At 32.9% G+C, this 14,989-nt stretch carries 16 protein-coding genes; 11 read left to right on the top strand and 5 right to left on the bottom strand.

What is annotated here, in order from left to right:
• Positions 1–118: 118 nt before the first annotated feature.
• The 8 genes from DXB63_RS17925 to DXB63_RS08445 all read left to right on the top strand — a co-directional run bounded on the left by DXB63_RS17925 (position 119) and on the right by DXB63_RS08445 (position 7,849).
• Entirely contained in the window at positions 119–286 is a 168-nt protein-coding gene (locus tag DXB63_RS17925; RefSeq protein ID WP_158563658.1) for a hypothetical protein, read from the top strand.
• Positions 287–928: 642 nt separating this feature from the next.
• Entirely contained in the window at positions 929–1,456 is a 528-nt protein-coding gene (locus tag DXB63_RS08475) for a hypothetical protein (RefSeq protein ID WP_147332276.1), read from the top strand.
• Positions 1,457–1,861: 405 nt separating this feature from the next.
• On the top strand, positions 1,862–2,518 hold the full coding sequence (locus tag DXB63_RS08470) for a hypothetical protein (protein WP_122125972.1): 657 nt from the start codon (positions 1,862–1,864) through the stop codon (positions 2,516–2,518).
• 217 nt (positions 2,519–2,735) lie between these two features.
• Positions 2,736–3,602 (top strand): hypothetical protein, encoded by an 867-nt coding sequence (locus tag DXB63_RS08465; RefSeq protein WP_147332275.1) that lies wholly within the window; start codon positions 2,736–2,738, stop codon positions 3,600–3,602.
• 28 nt (positions 3,603–3,630) lie between these two features.
• Positions 3,631–4,413, top strand: a complete 783-nt coding sequence (locus tag DXB63_RS08460) for a hypothetical protein (protein ID WP_122125970.1) — start codon at positions 3,631–3,633, stop codon at positions 4,411–4,413.
• A gap of 581 nt (positions 4,414–4,994) precedes the next feature.
• Positions 4,995–5,570 carry a hypothetical protein gene (locus tag DXB63_RS08455; RefSeq protein WP_147332274.1) on the top strand — a complete coding sequence of 192 codons (576 nt, stop codon included), beginning with the start codon at positions 4,995–4,997 and terminating at the stop codon, positions 5,568–5,570.
• Positions 5,571–6,095: 525 nt separating this feature from the next.
• A complete protein-coding gene (locus DXB63_RS08450; protein WP_122348146.1) occupies positions 6,096–6,902 on the top strand; it encodes a hypothetical protein in 807 nt (268 codons plus the stop codon).
• Between the two features lie 20 nt (positions 6,903–6,922).
• Complete coding sequence (locus DXB63_RS08445; protein WP_122125967.1) at positions 6,923–7,849, top strand: hypothetical protein; 927 nt, start codon at positions 6,923–6,925, stop codon at positions 7,847–7,849.
• A gap of 170 nt (positions 7,850–8,019) precedes the next feature.
• Here the strand turns inward: DXB63_RS08445 and DXB63_RS08440 are convergent, their stop codons facing one another.
• The 5 genes from DXB63_RS08440 to DXB63_RS08420 form a co-directional block, all read right to left on the bottom strand.
• The gene (locus DXB63_RS08440; RefSeq protein WP_122126011.1) at positions 8,020–8,970 is read right to left on the bottom strand and encodes an alpha/beta hydrolase; all 951 of its coding nucleotides are present in this window, start codon (positions 8,968–8,970) and stop codon (positions 8,020–8,022) included.
• The gene (locus tag DXB63_RS08435; protein WP_122125966.1) at positions 8,967–9,707 is read right to left on the bottom strand and encodes a shikimate dehydrogenase; all 741 of its coding nucleotides are present in this window, start codon (positions 9,705–9,707) and stop codon (positions 8,967–8,969) included. The genes DXB63_RS08440 and DXB63_RS08435 overlap by 4 nt, the downstream gene beginning before the upstream one ends.
• A 24-nt stretch (positions 9,708–9,731) precedes the next feature.
• Entirely contained in the window at positions 9,732–10,469 is a 738-nt protein-coding gene (ubiE, locus tag DXB63_RS08430; RefSeq protein ID WP_122125965.1) for a bifunctional demethylmenaquinone methyltransferase/2-methoxy-6-polyprenyl-1,4-benzoquinol methylase UbiE, read from the bottom strand.
• Positions 10,470–10,530: 61 nt separating this feature from the next.
• On the bottom strand, positions 10,531–11,478 hold the full coding sequence (locus tag DXB63_RS08425; protein WP_122125964.1) for a phosphoribosylaminoimidazolesuccinocarboxamide synthase: 948 nt from the start codon (positions 11,476–11,478) through the stop codon (positions 10,531–10,533).
• A gap of 14 nt (positions 11,479–11,492) precedes the next feature.
• Positions 11,493–12,479, bottom strand: a complete 987-nt coding sequence (locus DXB63_RS08420; protein ID WP_122125963.1) for a PhoH family protein — start codon at positions 12,477–12,479, stop codon at positions 11,493–11,495.
• A gap of 173 nt (positions 12,480–12,652) precedes the next feature.
• Between DXB63_RS08420 and DXB63_RS08415 the strand changes: the two genes are divergently transcribed.
• From DXB63_RS08415 to DXB63_RS08405, 3 genes are read left to right on the top strand one after another with little or no spacing between them, the layout of a single operon-like run.
• On the top strand, positions 12,653–13,315 hold the full coding sequence (locus DXB63_RS08415) for a DUF5715 family protein (protein ID WP_122126010.1): 663 nt from the start codon (positions 12,653–12,655) through the stop codon (positions 13,313–13,315).
• A gap of 6 nt (positions 13,316–13,321) precedes the next feature.
• Entirely contained in the window at positions 13,322–14,071 is a 750-nt protein-coding gene (truA, locus tag DXB63_RS08410; protein ID WP_122125962.1) for a tRNA pseudouridine(38-40) synthase TruA, read from the top strand.
• An 11-nt stretch (positions 14,072–14,082) separates the two neighbouring features.
• Positions 14,083–14,982 carry a DMT family transporter gene (locus DXB63_RS08405; RefSeq protein WP_122125961.1) on the top strand — a complete coding sequence of 300 codons (900 nt, stop codon included), beginning with the start codon at positions 14,083–14,085 and terminating at the stop codon, positions 14,980–14,982.
• Positions 14,983–14,989: the final 7 nt, after the last annotated feature.

The raw sequence follows: 14,989 nt of genomic DNA, 5'->3' as shown, positions 1-14,989 counted from the left end.
CCTTGGCGTTTCTTATTTGGCGTTTTCTAATCATATATAACTCATTAAATGTATCATAATTTTATTGTTTCTTGTTTTTGCTTGTACATCTAAACAAGAAAGATTATAATCTGATATTTTGAAAGATCAATATGTTAATACCACAATACAGAATGAGGATACTGTACGTTTATTCAAGATGCAGGCATTAGAAGAATTATATAGTTTTATGGATTTGGTAGATACTATTTATAATCCTTTAAATGTACCTAAAATAAATATAGTCTTTTGTACTCTTTTGGAATGAGATACTATCATTGAATTTTCAATGTATGTGACATTACCTTATATTGATCCGGAATTTTGTGATGCAAGTTTAGAGAGAGCTTGCAATATGAACGGAGAAAATGTTGTAGTTTATAATATTGGATTGAAAAATGAGAATGATAAAATTTCTGGATATGTTAAGTAATAAGCTTACAATACCTACTATTATATTTACAGTTTTTATACTTGTTCTAAAAAGTGAATTGATGGAATTAGGAGTTTTTACGATATATGCATATATTGCATTATGTTTAAGCTCTTTTATTGGAGTTAGTGCTATTGCAGGTTGTCTGAAAAATAAAAAGTCAAATAAATGATGATGAGAAGGATTTATGATTATGTTATAATTCATTTAAATGTAATAATGGTTTATGGATTTCTTGGATATTTGTTTATCTATGGAGTTTTTAGATTATCCCATCAACATATTATATACAGTTATATTCTTGTATTGTTGTTAGGGATTTATTTAGGTTATCATATTTATTTATATAGAAATCATTATTTGGATAGGGAAAATAGTAGATTGTAAAAATCTATATTCTTTCTGTATTAATGGAATGCTTATAATTAACTTTTTCTTTGTATATTATTCGGATATACTTAAATAATATTATTGATTATGAAACATTTATTAATAGCCATGTTTTTATATTCTTATGTTTCTGTTTTATCATTTTCTCAAATGAATGTTAGCGTAGATAGTGATTGTCTAAAACGAAATTCAGCACTTATATCAAAGGTAATGATAGAAACATTTGGAAAAGATTCTATTAGTTTTTTACTTGATAATAATATAAAGATTATGTTTGTTTCCCAAGTAGATTCTTTGGGGGCTGTTTTAAAACTTGATATAGTCAGGTCAAATTGGATTATAACTAATGATTTTATTACCTTAATAGAAACCTATTTAATAGAAAGTAGAATACAATTTTATATATGTTATACTCAGGATCCTCCAAATGTTCCTAAAAGTCATATAATTGCATCTGCAAGGGAATATTTTAAAAATAATGATTGGAAAACTATTAATTTGGGATTTCCTGGAGAATTAATGGATTTATATGAATATAATAGAAAAAAAGCGAAAGAGAAAGGTGTTTATCTGTCCAAATATGATTATCTATTGATGCAGATTAATAAATTTTAATGTTAAATATAGCCTTCCATAAATAAGTGCAGGCTGAATAATCCTGTTGGAGTATTAATGGAATGGATTGAAATAAAGTTCAAAATGATGAGGGAGAATGGGAGTATAGATACGATGATTTAGTACATTCTCAGGACGATTTAAATAAGATCATAAATAATGGAGCATATTTAGGTAGAACTTATACAATAAATAATATTTATTATAGCTTATTGGGTAGTCAGTTGACTGCTGACTCTTTTGAGGGGCAAATATATCAACTAGTAGATAAAGCAATTATTTCGCGAGTAAATTATATAATAGTTTATTTTTTTCAAAGAAACAATGAGATATGTGTATTTGATAATTGCATCAATTATATTGGTGTATTGTAATAGTTGTACGATTGGAAAACAAGTTTCGTCAATGAATGTAGAAGAAAATCTATATTGGAGAGTAAATGACTTTTATGATGCTTATTTGCGATATCCCGAAACTTTAGATGAATTGAGTGATTTTATATGGCAGATTGTAAATGCTGAATATGAATATAAATCTTTTGATTTATATTTAAAATCTGCTCCTCCAATTTTTACGCGTGATGCGAAAACACTTGATTTTATTCTTAATAATAGAGATAAAATGCAAATGGCTCAAAAGCAAGGTCGTTTAATAATAACATATAAGCATAAGAAAATTGAAATTCAAAAAAATGTATGCAAAGATTTGGAGATGCCTCTTGAGAAGTCTCATTTTATTTATAAATTAAATACGTGTGAAATATTTGACTCGGATGGCAGAATAATGCGAAACTATTACAATGATGATTTTATCGAACTACTTACATCAGTAAAGAAACAATATTTATGTAAACATCCGAATATAGATGTAAACAAGCTTATTTATTCGGCATTTCGATATAATAAACATGATGGTTTAGTTATGTTGTGTCCTCAGGTGAAAGTTAATATTAAGAATAACTTATACTTGAAAGATTTATCATTTTCTTTAGATACTTTTATTAATGAAAGAGATATAAATATTATTCAATTTATTATTGGTGTTCCTAATGAGAAGAAATGATAAATGACATTGAAATAAAGTATAATGAAAAGAAGTAGTAATGTCTTATTCTTTATAGCGTATGCGATTCATAAGAAATAGTGGAAATCTTTGAACTAGGGTAGAAATATAGAAATAATAATTGGTGGTTGTGTGGCTGGTCAAAGAAAATGTTATGAAGCTCAAATAAAACATTCAACTTATAAGAAACTGTCAAATGAATCTAAAAATGGTATTTATGGATTATATCTTTTGTATCTCAGAAAAAAATAAATTTATAATGCTATTATGTATTGCTTTATTACAAAGTTGCTCCTTTAATGAAAGGACTTCAGGAAATATATTACTTCAAAATAATGAGCAAAGCAGTATAGTTGTTGATATTAAACGTATAGCTGTGTGCCTAGGTCAATTAGCTGATAGAGATTCTGTTCCTGTCTCAATAATATTTTTTGTGTCGGTAAATAATCAAACTGATCATAATTTTATATTCGATTCAAGCACAGATTTTTATTTTAGAGAGATTGCAGATAAACGTTATGGGGAATTCTGGATGATTCATAGTAGGGATAGCCTTATGCTATCTTCGCATATGCTTGGTGTTCCAATTGTTAAAAGTAGAAATTCCATAATGTTTGATCCGCAAATCAATGATATAGATTATTCTAATCGTAAAATGGAGTTGTTGGATTTCCTTCTGAAAATACCTGTTGTTCATTATGAAAAATATATCTATGATTATATTAGTAATAGTAAATTTATATACAGACCAATTGTGAAAGATTATCAGGAAGAATTACAAGGCCTTGAAGATAAAGGAATAAAAGTTGATTACCCACAGTTTTGTATAGAAGTAAAAAAGATGATGCCTTTAGTGATTGAATATATTTATAACTGTTCTGATTTTGAAGAGGAAAATAACAATAATAATTATTACTATTATTATGAAGATACTCTATTAGTTGAACGCTTTTGGGGTAGAATAGAGGAATGGACATCAAATACACTTTATCGCTTAACCCCATGGAATGAGGCATTAAAGATAGATAGAGACAAGATTGTTCCTTTTTTTTCTTTAGGATATACGATTGTCTATGATGAATGATTTACCATTAAATTAACATTTGGAATTAATGAAAAAGAATATATTTAATATAGTAATCTTAATGATAATTATACCATTAATAGTATATTCTAACTCTATGGGAGATCAAATGCGCAAGGGATCTCCCAATTCTATAAAGATAGAGCTGGATTTTGTCTCTGTGAGTATGTCTAATTATAATCCGGAAAAAAATGATTCAATTCCGGAGAATATAACATTTTTCTTTAGGATATTCAATACGATTGAAAGAAAATGGGCAATCGGTTCATATATGCAACTTGATTATATGAGTACCCCTGATTCTTCGAAACCAATTTGGGGTGGTTTTTATATGGTACATGGCATGGACACAATAGCATTAGGTTCACGGAGCTGGATAAAGATTTATGGGAATAATATTCGTTGTATTGATGATAGTGCCCAAATTAGTGGGAGTATTTTGAATCAATGGAATGATCCGTCAACTAGGTGTTTTTTCGATAAACTGGAAAAGAATAAGAAACGTTATCGTGAATATATCACTGATTATATCCGTAACAGCCAATTTATATATATCCCGATTGCGAAGGATTATGATAACTCCATACGGGTTCTTAAACGTATACCTTCCAATGTGCCTGTAGATTCTGTGATGAGGGAAATTATATATCCTGATACTTTGGTTCAGGTTGACAAATCTAATTTTTATCCAATATTTATTTCGGATCTTTTTCATTATGAAAGAGAAATCTCATATAGTGATGTAATGTGTGTATATCCTGATACTGCCTATTGGTATGTTAAACTTCGTCCGGAAAAAGGGATGGAATAGTATTTGAGATGAAAGGATTGTGGGATTCTTCTAATAATTGTTAGAAACGTTATGAAACTCATATAAAATATCCAATTTATAAGAAACTATTATAGTAAAGTAAGAATGAAAAGTATAAGAAAATATATAAACAAGTTCTTTAGAATCATAATAAAATCAGTTATGATAATCCTTCTTTACTGTTGTTTATATTAAGTGTTATGTTTAAGTTTTTTTATTGGAGTCAGTGCTATTGCAGGTTATCTGAAAAATAAAAAGTCAAATAAATGATAATGAGAAGGATTTATGATTATATTATAATTCATTTAAATGTTATAATGGTTTATGGATATCTTGGATATTTGTTTCTCTATGGAGTTTTTAGATTATCCTATCAACATATTATATACAGTTATATTCTTGTATTGTTGTTAGGGATTTATTTAGGTTATCATATTTATTTATATAGTTACTATTTGGATAGGAAAAATAGTAAATTGTAAAAATCTATTTTTTCTATGCTAATTTAATGGTTGGGATCAATTTAATATACAATTAAAAGGTGTAAATAGATTCTTGTTACAGTTAAATCGGAAATGATTATGAGAAAGGTACTTTTATTAATGCAATTAGTGTTTTGTTTAAGTAGTAATGCTTTTGGCTTTATTATAACGTCAGCAACAGCTGAAGAATTCAAAAAAGCTCAAGAAAGTAATTATAATATCTTTATTGACATGAATTCTATGCACAAAAGAAATTGTATGGAGCTATTAAAAAAAGAAATTAGTCGATGTTATATTCAGGAAGATGATTACGAAATTGAATATGTTGGTTGGATAAATGAAATGAATCTTTGCATATTAAAAATAATTGATTGCAATAATGAAGATTTATGTCTAGTGAATTGTAAAGGTTATCTAATTCAGAAATTATTATCAAATATATCCATTTCTTCGAGTGGGTATATAGCAACATATGATATTCCATCTGGAGATAATTATAGAGGGATTCAAATCTATAAAAATCGAAATAGTAAGATAAAATTAATAGAAACATTAAAAAGTAAAGGATGGTTTCCCATATCAATGTATTGGCTGAATTCTGATAAGTTAATCATAAAAGCCAGACTATTTGATGATCCAAATTCATTTGTATATAAACGATTGGAAATTCAATAGCATTTAGTCTAATGGTAAGTAAAACATAAAGGTTCAAGTCCAATAAATCTATATATTATGGTATATATACATTGAGTAATGGTTATGCTGGAGAAAAAGTTTCCACTGTTTTTTATTATTAGTTTTTGGTCTACTAGTAAATAGAGAAAAGAATAGGATGGGATGAATTTAATTAATTGGAAGGAGTAAAAAAGTTTAAGTTACAATTAAATAGAGAATAGAATGAAGAAAATAATAATTTATTCTTAGTCAATTTATCCACAAGAATTAGCGAAAATATTTTGAAAGATAATAGTGTTTTGGCTCCACTTTATTGTGAACAATTGGGATATGAAATAGAATATACAATAATAGGTGATACTGTCTTTGAGAATTATTATTCTTTTAGAGTTATCGTAAATAGAAAATAATATGTGTAGATGTATTTTAATTTTATTTTTCCTGTTATTTAGTTTACCAGGAATGATCTGCAAGGAAATTGTGAGTTTGCCATTTGCTGAAATTGTAGCAAAAAAAGACTCCATTATGTTATTGTATAGAACCTCTGCTGACTTCTCTAAAATATTAGAACGTAAGGAAATGAAAGGAGGATATAATGAAGTACTTTGTTTTAAAGGAGACTGTTTGCTTCGATTGAATTATGATTCAAAACGTATCGTTTCATTGATTGGTGAAAATAGTATAAGAACCGATACATTACCATTTGAACCTACTGAACGTCAAACTGCAAGTACTTATGACCGTAGATATGTTATTGTTGATTCTACAGATGTATTAATGGATTATGAATCAAATCAGTATGTATTGGAAATCGTAGATCTTAATTCCGGTAAGATAGGGAAGTTGATAAGTGAAGATGGGAAATTAAGTACTGATAGTGATTTTGTCTATCCTAAATATGTTTCCTATATTGATTATCAGCCAAGATTGGTGGAGGATAGGTGGAGAAAAACATTGAATATATGTGATATATCATCTAAATGTTCATACTCATTTAAAGATTATTCAATACCTGTATCCTGTGATGATCTAGTCGTCCTACATTCTGCCACTCAATGGATTTCTCCCGTGGAGTTTACTTATGTAGTCTCTTACGGTGTGAATGAACGTACTTTAATGATATGGAATTATAATGTAGAAACGAAGGTCTTAAAGCTTTTTAAATGTTTTCCACCGATTAATTGTACGTCTGATGTAAAATATCAAATAAGAGAGAATATCTGTTATTTTTTAGATAAAGATGGTATTTTTACAATCTCAGAGGATGGATTGAAAACTTATAAATTTCAGGAGAGTGGTTGTGAATTTATTGATTTTATTTTCACTGAGTAGAATATAAGGAATATATTAGGATGAAAAATATAATATTATTTTGGGGATTGTTTTTTTCTATTTTTGGCTGGGGTAGTGAAAAAATAATAATAGTTAGTCGTGCCAGTAGTTTGGACTCTATTACTGTAACAGAGTATTTTGTAAATGAAGGCCGGATGAGGTTGCAGAAAAAGTATGGACCTTTAGGGTATGTATTATTAAAAAACTCTACACTGGTTTTATATTCATGGAATAAAGAATTCGAGAATTATGAAATGAAAATAGATAGATTGGGAGACTGGGAATTTGATTTTGATACTCTTTTATTAGGTGGTGGTGGAGCATTTCCCAATTTAGATTGTTATGTGGTATGGGATAAGAATGATATAGAAATTGATTGTGATAATGCTAAGAGAGATTTTTTTCTTATGGATTTGCGTGCTAAGAAATGCATTTCTGTATCTACGGATGAAGAATTATCAAAGAACTTATCTCAAGAATTGAAAGATCTCAAAGTTTTATATTATGATGCTAATCCTAGAGGTGCAGGGGTGAAGAAACATTCTGTATTACTAAATGTATTTGATCTTAGAAATCGAAAAGTTCGGACAATTCGGGAATTTCCGGAATTAAGCGATGACTATAAAGTAGGAATGGAATATCCTTTATGGGGAGTTGCCCAATGGCTTTCATCTGAAATTATTTCTTATATGACACTAGAAAGGACTACTAATGATACAAATATATTACGGTTATATACGTATTACTTAAAATCTCCTTCCGAAACAATTCTTTTAGCTTCATTCGAATTTCCTTATTCAATAGATGGACTTGATTATCAAATCTTTAATAATAAAGTTTATGTGAAGAATATTGATGGTATATATGTATTAACAGAAGATAATATAGCTAATGAGATTTATAGACAGAATAATGGACATATATTAGGCTTTTGGGTTGAAAACTAGAATTGTGAAGAGTTGAAATAGAGTATAATAAAGAAGATTATAATCTTCTGGTTTCATTTTATTGTGATCAATGTGGAAATGTAATAATGGGTGATACTGTCTTTGAGAATTATTATCCTTTTAGAGTCATCGTAAATAGAATCTTATTTTTTATATAAAGAAAAAGATATCTATTTAATATATTTATCTACAAACAGTCGTACCTTATTTACATATTCTTCAGTATCATCCCGATAAGACATTGCGTGTGTTGCACCGGGCACAATCCACAACTCCTTTGGTTCAGGCTTTGCTTTGTAAAGTTCGTATACCATCCATGTCGGTACGTAAGTATCTGCATCACCATGAATGAATAACATGGGAAGGAGGCATTTGGCTACTTGCTTTACCGCAGAGGCTTCTTTGAAATCCCATCCGTATTCGAACCGGCATAAAGCATTGGTGCTGTACATTAATGGGCATGGTGGAAGATGGAACATGTCTTTGAGTTGATAAGAAAATTCATCCCACACGCTGGTATACCCGCAGTCTTCTACGTAGCATTTTACATACCCGGGTTGAGGCTGTTCTCCGGAAACCATCATTGTGGTTGCTGCTCCCATGGAAATACCATGTACCACCATTTGTGTGGAATCACCATATATCCGGTTGGCAATATCCATCCATTGTAGTACATCGAAGCGATCTCTCCATCCCATTTGTATATAATCTCCATCGCTGAGTCCGGTGTTACGCAGGTCAGGAAGAAGAATATTATAGTTAAAATCATGATTATATAAATAGCCTATCATGAACATACGAATGGCATTGTCCGTATAACCATGCACAATCACGGCTGTTTTGTCCGTAGGGCGATTAGCTGCTATATAGAATGCATGCAGACGAGTCCCGTCGTTTGCATGGATGAAAGTGTCTTTCAAGGCGGATACGGTATTCAAACTGTCTACCCAAGGTTTCAGATATGGATAGGCTTGATACATATATTCATAAGAACTTTGAATGTCTTTCCCTCTGTTATGCGGTTTCAAGGAGAAATTCAGCATGAAAAAACTTCCTCCGATAGTGATTCCTATGAGGATAAGTAAAGTAATAGCGATGCCGTAGAAGAGTCTCTTTTTCATTTGTTCCATATTTCCCAAGCTGCAAATGCTTGTAATAAAAGCATTTCCAATCCGTTTTTGACTACTGCTCCTTTCGCTGCTCCTTTTTTCATAAAGAGAGTGGTGTCCGGATTATATAACAAATCGTAGAGTAAATGGTTGGGTGTCAGATATTCATAAGGAATATTGGGACAGAAATCCACTTGGGGGTACATCCCTATCGGTGTACAATTGACAATGATAGTATGTTCTGCTATAATTTCCGGAGTAAGCTCTTCGTAAGTAAGCATATCCGGTCTTGTTTGGCGTGTAACATAAACACTCTCAACTCCTAAACTTTTTAGTCCGTGATAGACGGCTTTTGCCGCTCCTCCGGTTCCTAATATCAATGCTTTTTTGTGATGGGATTCCAATAATGGTTCGATGGAACGGGTAAAGCCGATTATATCGGAGTTGTAGCCGATGAGTTTTACCTTTCCTTTTTGGCGTATAACTTTAACTACGTTGATGGCACCGATGGGAATTGCGGTTTTATCTATTTCATCCAGATAGGAAATTACTTTCTCTTTATAAGGTATGGTCACATTAAAACCTTGCAAATTGGGATTTCCTTTTATGATTCCGGGCAAGTCATTGATAGAAGGTATCTCAAAGTTGACATATTCGGCATCGATACCCTCCGATTGGAATTTCTCATTGAAATAACTGATAGAGAAAGAGTGTTTTAGCGGATAGCCTATTAAACCATACTTTTGCATAAGAAAGTGTTTTTTAATTCGTTATTATTTACTAGCCATATAAAGTGTGCAAATACCGAATGTCAGTCGCTTGAAACTGACTTCCCGAAAACCGGCTTTGCCAATGATATTTTTCATTACTTCTCCTTGAGGGAAGGCTTTGATGGATTGAGGGAGATAGTGGTAGGCACTGTTGTCTTTAGAAAACAGTTTGCCAAGGGTAGGTATAACTATTCTTGAATAAATAGCATACAATTGTTTCATTGGGAACTTTTCAGGGTAAGAAAGTTCCAGAATTACCAATTTGCCATTTGGTGTTAGTACGCGGCAGATCTCCGATAATCCTTTATCAAGGTCTTCAAAGTTGCGGACACCGAATGCTACTGTCACTGCATCAAAGCTTTCCGCTCCAAATGTTAGTGAAGTACAATCTTCTTTGGCGAATATTATTTTGCCTGTAAGTCCGTTTCTTTGTACTTTTTCTTTTCCCACATTCATCATGCCTTCAGAAATATCAGTGCCGATAAGTTCTTCAGGAAGTAAATCCTGATATGCTTGAATGGCAAAGTCACCCGTACCGGTAGCTACATCCATGATACGTTGCGGATGGAAAGGCTTGAGCCATGCTATAGCCTTGCGTCGCCAGCTTTTATCAATACCTAGGGATAGGGTATGATTCAATCTGTCGTAGACATGAGCAATGTTGTCAAACATTTTCTCTACCTGTACGCTTTTCTTTTCATCAGCGTTATATGGTTTGATGTTTTCTTGTGGGTAATTCATGCTTCTAATGAAAAAGATAGCGAAAGAGCTAGTTTACTCTTTCACTATCAGTTATGATAAATTACTTGGAAAGGAATGTCATTACATTCTTTTCGATTCTTTCGACAATGTTATCTGTATCGGCTTTTTGGAATTTCTCACCTGTGATATGCTCGAATAATTCCATATAACGCTCACTAATTGAGTTAACAATCTCATCTGTCATTTCGGGTACTTGCTGTCCTGCTTTTCCTTGAAAACCGTTGTCCATCAGCCATTCGCGCACAAACTCTTTTGATAACTGTTTTTGAGCTTCGCCTTTTTCGAAACGTTCCTGATAACCTTCAGAATAGAAATAGCGGCTTGAATCCGGTGTGTGTATTTCATCCATCAAGTAGATTTTGCCGTTATACTTTCCGAATTCATACTTTGTATCAACGAGAATTAAGCCACGCTCTGCAGCTATTTCACTTCCTCTTTTGAAAAGTTCAAGAGTATATTTCTCTAAGATTGCATATTCTTCGGGGGTAGCTAAACCTTGTTTCAGGATTTCCTCTTTTGAGATATCTTCATCATGCAACCCCATTTCTGCTTTAGTTGTTGGAGTTATGATAGGTTCAGGGAATTTCTGGTTTTCTCTCATTCCGTCGGGCAATTTCACACCGCAAATTTCGCGGACGCCACTTTTATAAGAACGCCATGCACTACCACAAAGATAACCGCGTACAATCATTTCTACAGGGAAACCCTCACACATCACACCTACGGTGACCATTGGGTCCGGAGTAGCCAATTTCCAGTTAGGGCAAATATCTGTTGTTGCATCAAGGAATTTCGCAGCAATCTGATTGAGCATTTGTCCTTTGTAAGGAATACCTTTCGGTAATACGACATCAAATGCAGAAATACGGTCGGTTGCTACCATAACCAGTTTTTCGCCATTGATGTTATACACATCGCGTACTTTTCCATGATAGACGTTTTTTTGTCCCGGAAAGTTGAAATCTGTTCTTGTTAATGCTTTGCTCATTGTTATATTATTTATTAAGACTTTTGTTGTTCTGCTTTTCTTTTTTCTTCTTTATCCAATTTGGCTTTTTCTTCGAATTTCTCGTAAGCCTCAACTATTCTGGTTACCAGCTTGTGACGTACAATATCTTTTTTGTTCAATTCTATAAAACTAATACCTTTTACTCCTTTCAATATTTTCATGGCTTGTACCAATCCGGAAGTTTGAGAAGAGGGAAGATCGATCTGTGTCATATCTCCTGTGACAATCATTTTAGTGTTCATGCCCATACGGGTAAGGAACATTTTTATTTGTTGAGTGGTAGTATTCTGTGCCTCATCCAAAATGACTACGGCATCATTCAAAGTGCGTCCGCGCATGAAAGCGAGTGGAGCTATCTGGATGATATTCAATTCCATGTACTCCTTAAGCTTTGCGGCAGGTATCATGTCTTGGAGGGCATCATACAATGGTTGGAGATATGGATCAATCTTATCTTTCATGTCACCGGGTAAGAAACCAAGTTTCTCTCCTGCTTCCACAGCCGGTCGGCTTAAAATAATCTTTTTGATTTCTTTGTTTTTTAAGGCTCTCACAGCGAGAGCAATAGCCGTGTATGTCTTACCGGAACCGGCTGGCCCGATGGCAAATATCATGTCGTTTTTATTGAAATCTTCAACAAGTTTCAATTGATTGTCACTTCTGGGGATGATAGGTTTGCCTGTAACACTGAATACGATGACATTGCCGTTCTTTTCTACTTGTGGAGTATTTCCTTTAATAATATCTATGATTGCTTCTTCTTTTAGAGAATTATATTGCGCACAGTGCTTTTCCAAAGCGATGATGTTTTCTTCAAAGGCGCACATTTCTTCTTCATCGCCTAAAACTTTAATGACATTGCCTCGGGCGACAATACGTAGCTTTGGATACAAAGCTTTGATAAGTTGGATGTTGGCGTTATTTACACCATAAAAGATAACAGGATCAACATCCTCTAAAACAATAAGTTTCTCTATCATTAATTTATTAAGGTACTTGCGTACAAATTTTGAATTTGCCTGCAAATTTAATCAATCGTTTGAATTGTTTTGCTTTTCCGATGGAATTAATTTGCATAACTTTTCTCTCTGACAGGTTTTTAGTATATATTTGCACTCCGAAATTAAGATTAATGTCTGGGATGAATATTAAAATGAGACGAGATTTTCCTATCTTTATCATACTGTCAATGTTTTTATGTATTTCTTGTGGTGGCAAGAATAAAGCAGATGCAGCTTCTGTGAAGAATAGGACCCCTAATAAAATAAAAGGAGTTGTCAGTTACAAACGCACTTTTGGAGATTTGAATGACTTGCATTTGTCTTCAGCCACCAAAAGAGGTATTGTGCCCCTTGATGATCGTGAAGAAGCAGAAATGGCAAAGAATAAATTGTTGAAGGTTGCTCCGAATGGATATTATGCGATGGATTCATTGACTCATTCTATTCCTTATTTAATTCCTTCTGCCAGTGTGTTATTGACTAAAATAGCTACTAATTTTCAGGATTCTTTGAAAGCAAAGGGCTTATGTTCCAATAGAATTATTGTGACTTCCGTATTACGTACTAAAGATGATGTAAAACGTCTGCGTAGGCGTAATGGTAATGCATCTTTGAATTCGGCACATTTTTATGGAACTACTTTTGATATAAGTTATCGTCGTTTTGAGAAAGTAAAGGAAGAGGATGAGGACGTTCGTCCTGAGAAACTGAAAATGGTACTTGCGGAAGTACTTCGCGATTTACGAAAGAAAGAGTGGTGCTATGTTAAGTATGAGTTAAAGCAAGGGTGCTTTCATATCACAACAAGATTGTAGAAACGTATGCAACGATATTTTATAGATTTGGCTTATGAGGGGACGAATTATCATGGGTGGCAAATTCAGCCGAATGGTATAAGTATTCAGGAGTGCCTGATGAAAGCATTGGCTACTTTTCTTCGTAAAGAGGTGGAAGTAATCGGTGCAGGGCGCACTGATGCCGGTGTGCATGCGTTGCGGATGACTGCTCATTTTGATTATGGGGAGGAATTGGATTTGCTTCTTTTGACGGAAAAGTTAAACCGTTTGCTGCCTCCGGATATCTCTATCTTTCAGGTTCGTAAAGTAAAACCGGAAGCTCATGCACGATTTGATGCACTTTCGCGCACCTATAAGTATTATATTACTACTGTAAAGTATCCGTTTAACAGGCATTTGAAATATAAGATTCATGGAAGTCTGGACTTTTGTGCAATGAATAAAGCAGCGTGTACTTTATTTGATTATACCGATTTTACAAGTTTCAGCAAGTTACATACAGATGTGAAGACAAATAATTGTAAGATCATGCATGCGGAATGGATACAGGAGGGTGAGCATGATTGGGTGTTTACAATTAAAGCAGACCGTTTCCTGCGAAATATGGTAAGGGCTATTGTCGGTACATTGCTTGAAGTGGGAAGAGGAAAGTTGACAGTGGATGATTTTTGCAGCGTCATTGAAATGAAAGATCGTGGAAAAGCCGGTAGTTCAGCTCCGGGACATGCTTTATTTCTTGTTGATGTAGAATATCCTACAGATATATTTATATAATTATAGTTGGTATGTGGTTGTTTTTAGCTTTTCTTTCGGCAACATTATTGGGCTTTTATGATGTATTTAAGAAGCAGTCGTTAAAGAATAATGCTGTAATTCCTGTTTTATTCTTGAATACTTTGTTTTCCAGCCTTATCTTTTTGCCTTTTATATTGTTTTCTGTTTGGAATCCGGCCTGGATGCAACAGACTATTTTCTATGTTCCGACTGAAGGATGGGAAGTGCATAAGTTTATTATACTGAAATCTTTTATTGTACTTTCCTCGTGGGTGTTCGGCTATTTTGGAATGAAGCATTTACCTATAACGATTGTGGGGCCGATTAATGCAACACGTCCGGTTATGGTACTTGTAGGAGCAATGCTTGTTTTTGGTGAACGTCTTAATCTTTATCAATGGATCGGTGTCTTGCTTGCCATCGTTTCTTTTTTTATGTTGAGTCGGTCTGGAAAGAAAGAGGGGATAGATTTTAAACATAATAAATGGATACTCTTTATTGTATTAGCTTCTGTGTTAGGGGCCATTAGCGGTTTATATGATAAATTCTTGATGGGACGTTTTGACCGGATGATTGTTCAGTCTTGGTATAATATATATCAACTTTTTATGATGGGAGCCATGCTTTTATTTCTTTGGTATCCCACTCGTAAGAATACGACACCTTTTCGTTGGGATTGGTGTATCATCTTGATTTCTGTATTTCTTTCTGCCGCTGATTTCGTTTATTTCTATGCGCTGACTTATGAAGACTCTATGATATCTATTGTCTCGATGATTCGCAGAGGAAGCGTGATTGTGTCTTTTATTTTCGGTGCAATGTTCTTCCGTGAAAAGAATTTAAAAAGTAAAGCTATTGACCTCATATTAGTACTAATCGGAATGATATTCTTATATTTGGGGTCTAAATAAAAAGAAA

Source organism: Bacteroides sp. OM05-12 (assembly GCF_003438995.1).
Taxonomy (GTDB): Bacteria; Bacteroidota; Bacteroidia; order Bacteroidales; family Bacteroidaceae; genus Bacteroides.
Note: the sequence above shows the minus strand (reverse complement) of the source record. Positions and strands in the feature narration are given on the sequence as shown.

Bases quoted from the DNA above. Each gene is read 5' to 3' on its own strand.
- DXB63_RS08475 (WP_147332276.1), top strand. From the start codon at position 929: ATGAAACATTTATTAATAGCCATGTTTTTATATTCTTATGTTTCTGTT.
- DXB63_RS08470 (WP_122125972.1), top strand. From the start codon at position 1,862: ATGAATGTAGAAGAAAATCTATATTGGAGAGTAAATGACTTTTATGAT.
- DXB63_RS08465 (WP_147332275.1), top strand. From the start codon at position 2,736: ATGGATTATATCTTTTGTATCTCAGAAAAAAATAAATTTATAATGCTA.
- DXB63_RS08460 (WP_122125970.1), top strand. From the start codon at position 3,631: ATGAAAAAGAATATATTTAATATAGTAATCTTAATGATAATTATACCA.
- DXB63_RS08455 (WP_147332274.1), top strand. From the start codon at position 4,995: ATGAGAAAGGTACTTTTATTAATGCAATTAGTGTTTTGTTTAAGTAGT.
- DXB63_RS08450 (WP_122348146.1), top strand. From the start codon at position 6,096: ATGTTATTGTATAGAACCTCTGCTGACTTCTCTAAAATATTAGAACGT.
- DXB63_RS08445 (WP_122125967.1), top strand. From the start codon at position 6,923: ATGAAAAATATAATATTATTTTGGGGATTGTTTTTTTCTATTTTTGGC.
- DXB63_RS08440 (WP_122126011.1), bottom strand. From the start codon at position 8,970: ATGAAAAAGAGACTCTTCTACGGCATCGCTATTACTTTACTTATCCTC.
- DXB63_RS08435 (WP_122125966.1), bottom strand. From the start codon at position 9,707: ATGCAAAAGTATGGTTTAATAGGCTATCCGCTAAAACACTCTTTCTCT.
- ubiE (WP_122125965.1), bottom strand. From the start codon at position 10,469: ATGAATTACCCACAAGAAAACATCAAACCATATAACGCTGATGAAAAG.
- DXB63_RS08425 (WP_122125964.1), bottom strand. From the start codon at position 11,478: ATGAGCAAAGCATTAACAAGAACAGATTTCAACTTTCCGGGACAAAAA.
- DXB63_RS08420 (WP_122125963.1), bottom strand. From the start codon at position 12,479: ATGATAGAGAAACTTATTGTTTTAGAGGATGTTGATCCTGTTATCTTT.
- DXB63_RS08415 (WP_122126010.1), top strand. From the start codon at position 12,653: ATGAGACGAGATTTTCCTATCTTTATCATACTGTCAATGTTTTTATGT.
- truA (WP_122125962.1), top strand. From the start codon at position 13,322: ATGCAACGATATTTTATAGATTTGGCTTATGAGGGGACGAATTATCAT.
- DXB63_RS08405 (WP_122125961.1), top strand. From the start codon at position 14,083: ATGTGGTTGTTTTTAGCTTTTCTTTCGGCAACATTATTGGGCTTTTAT.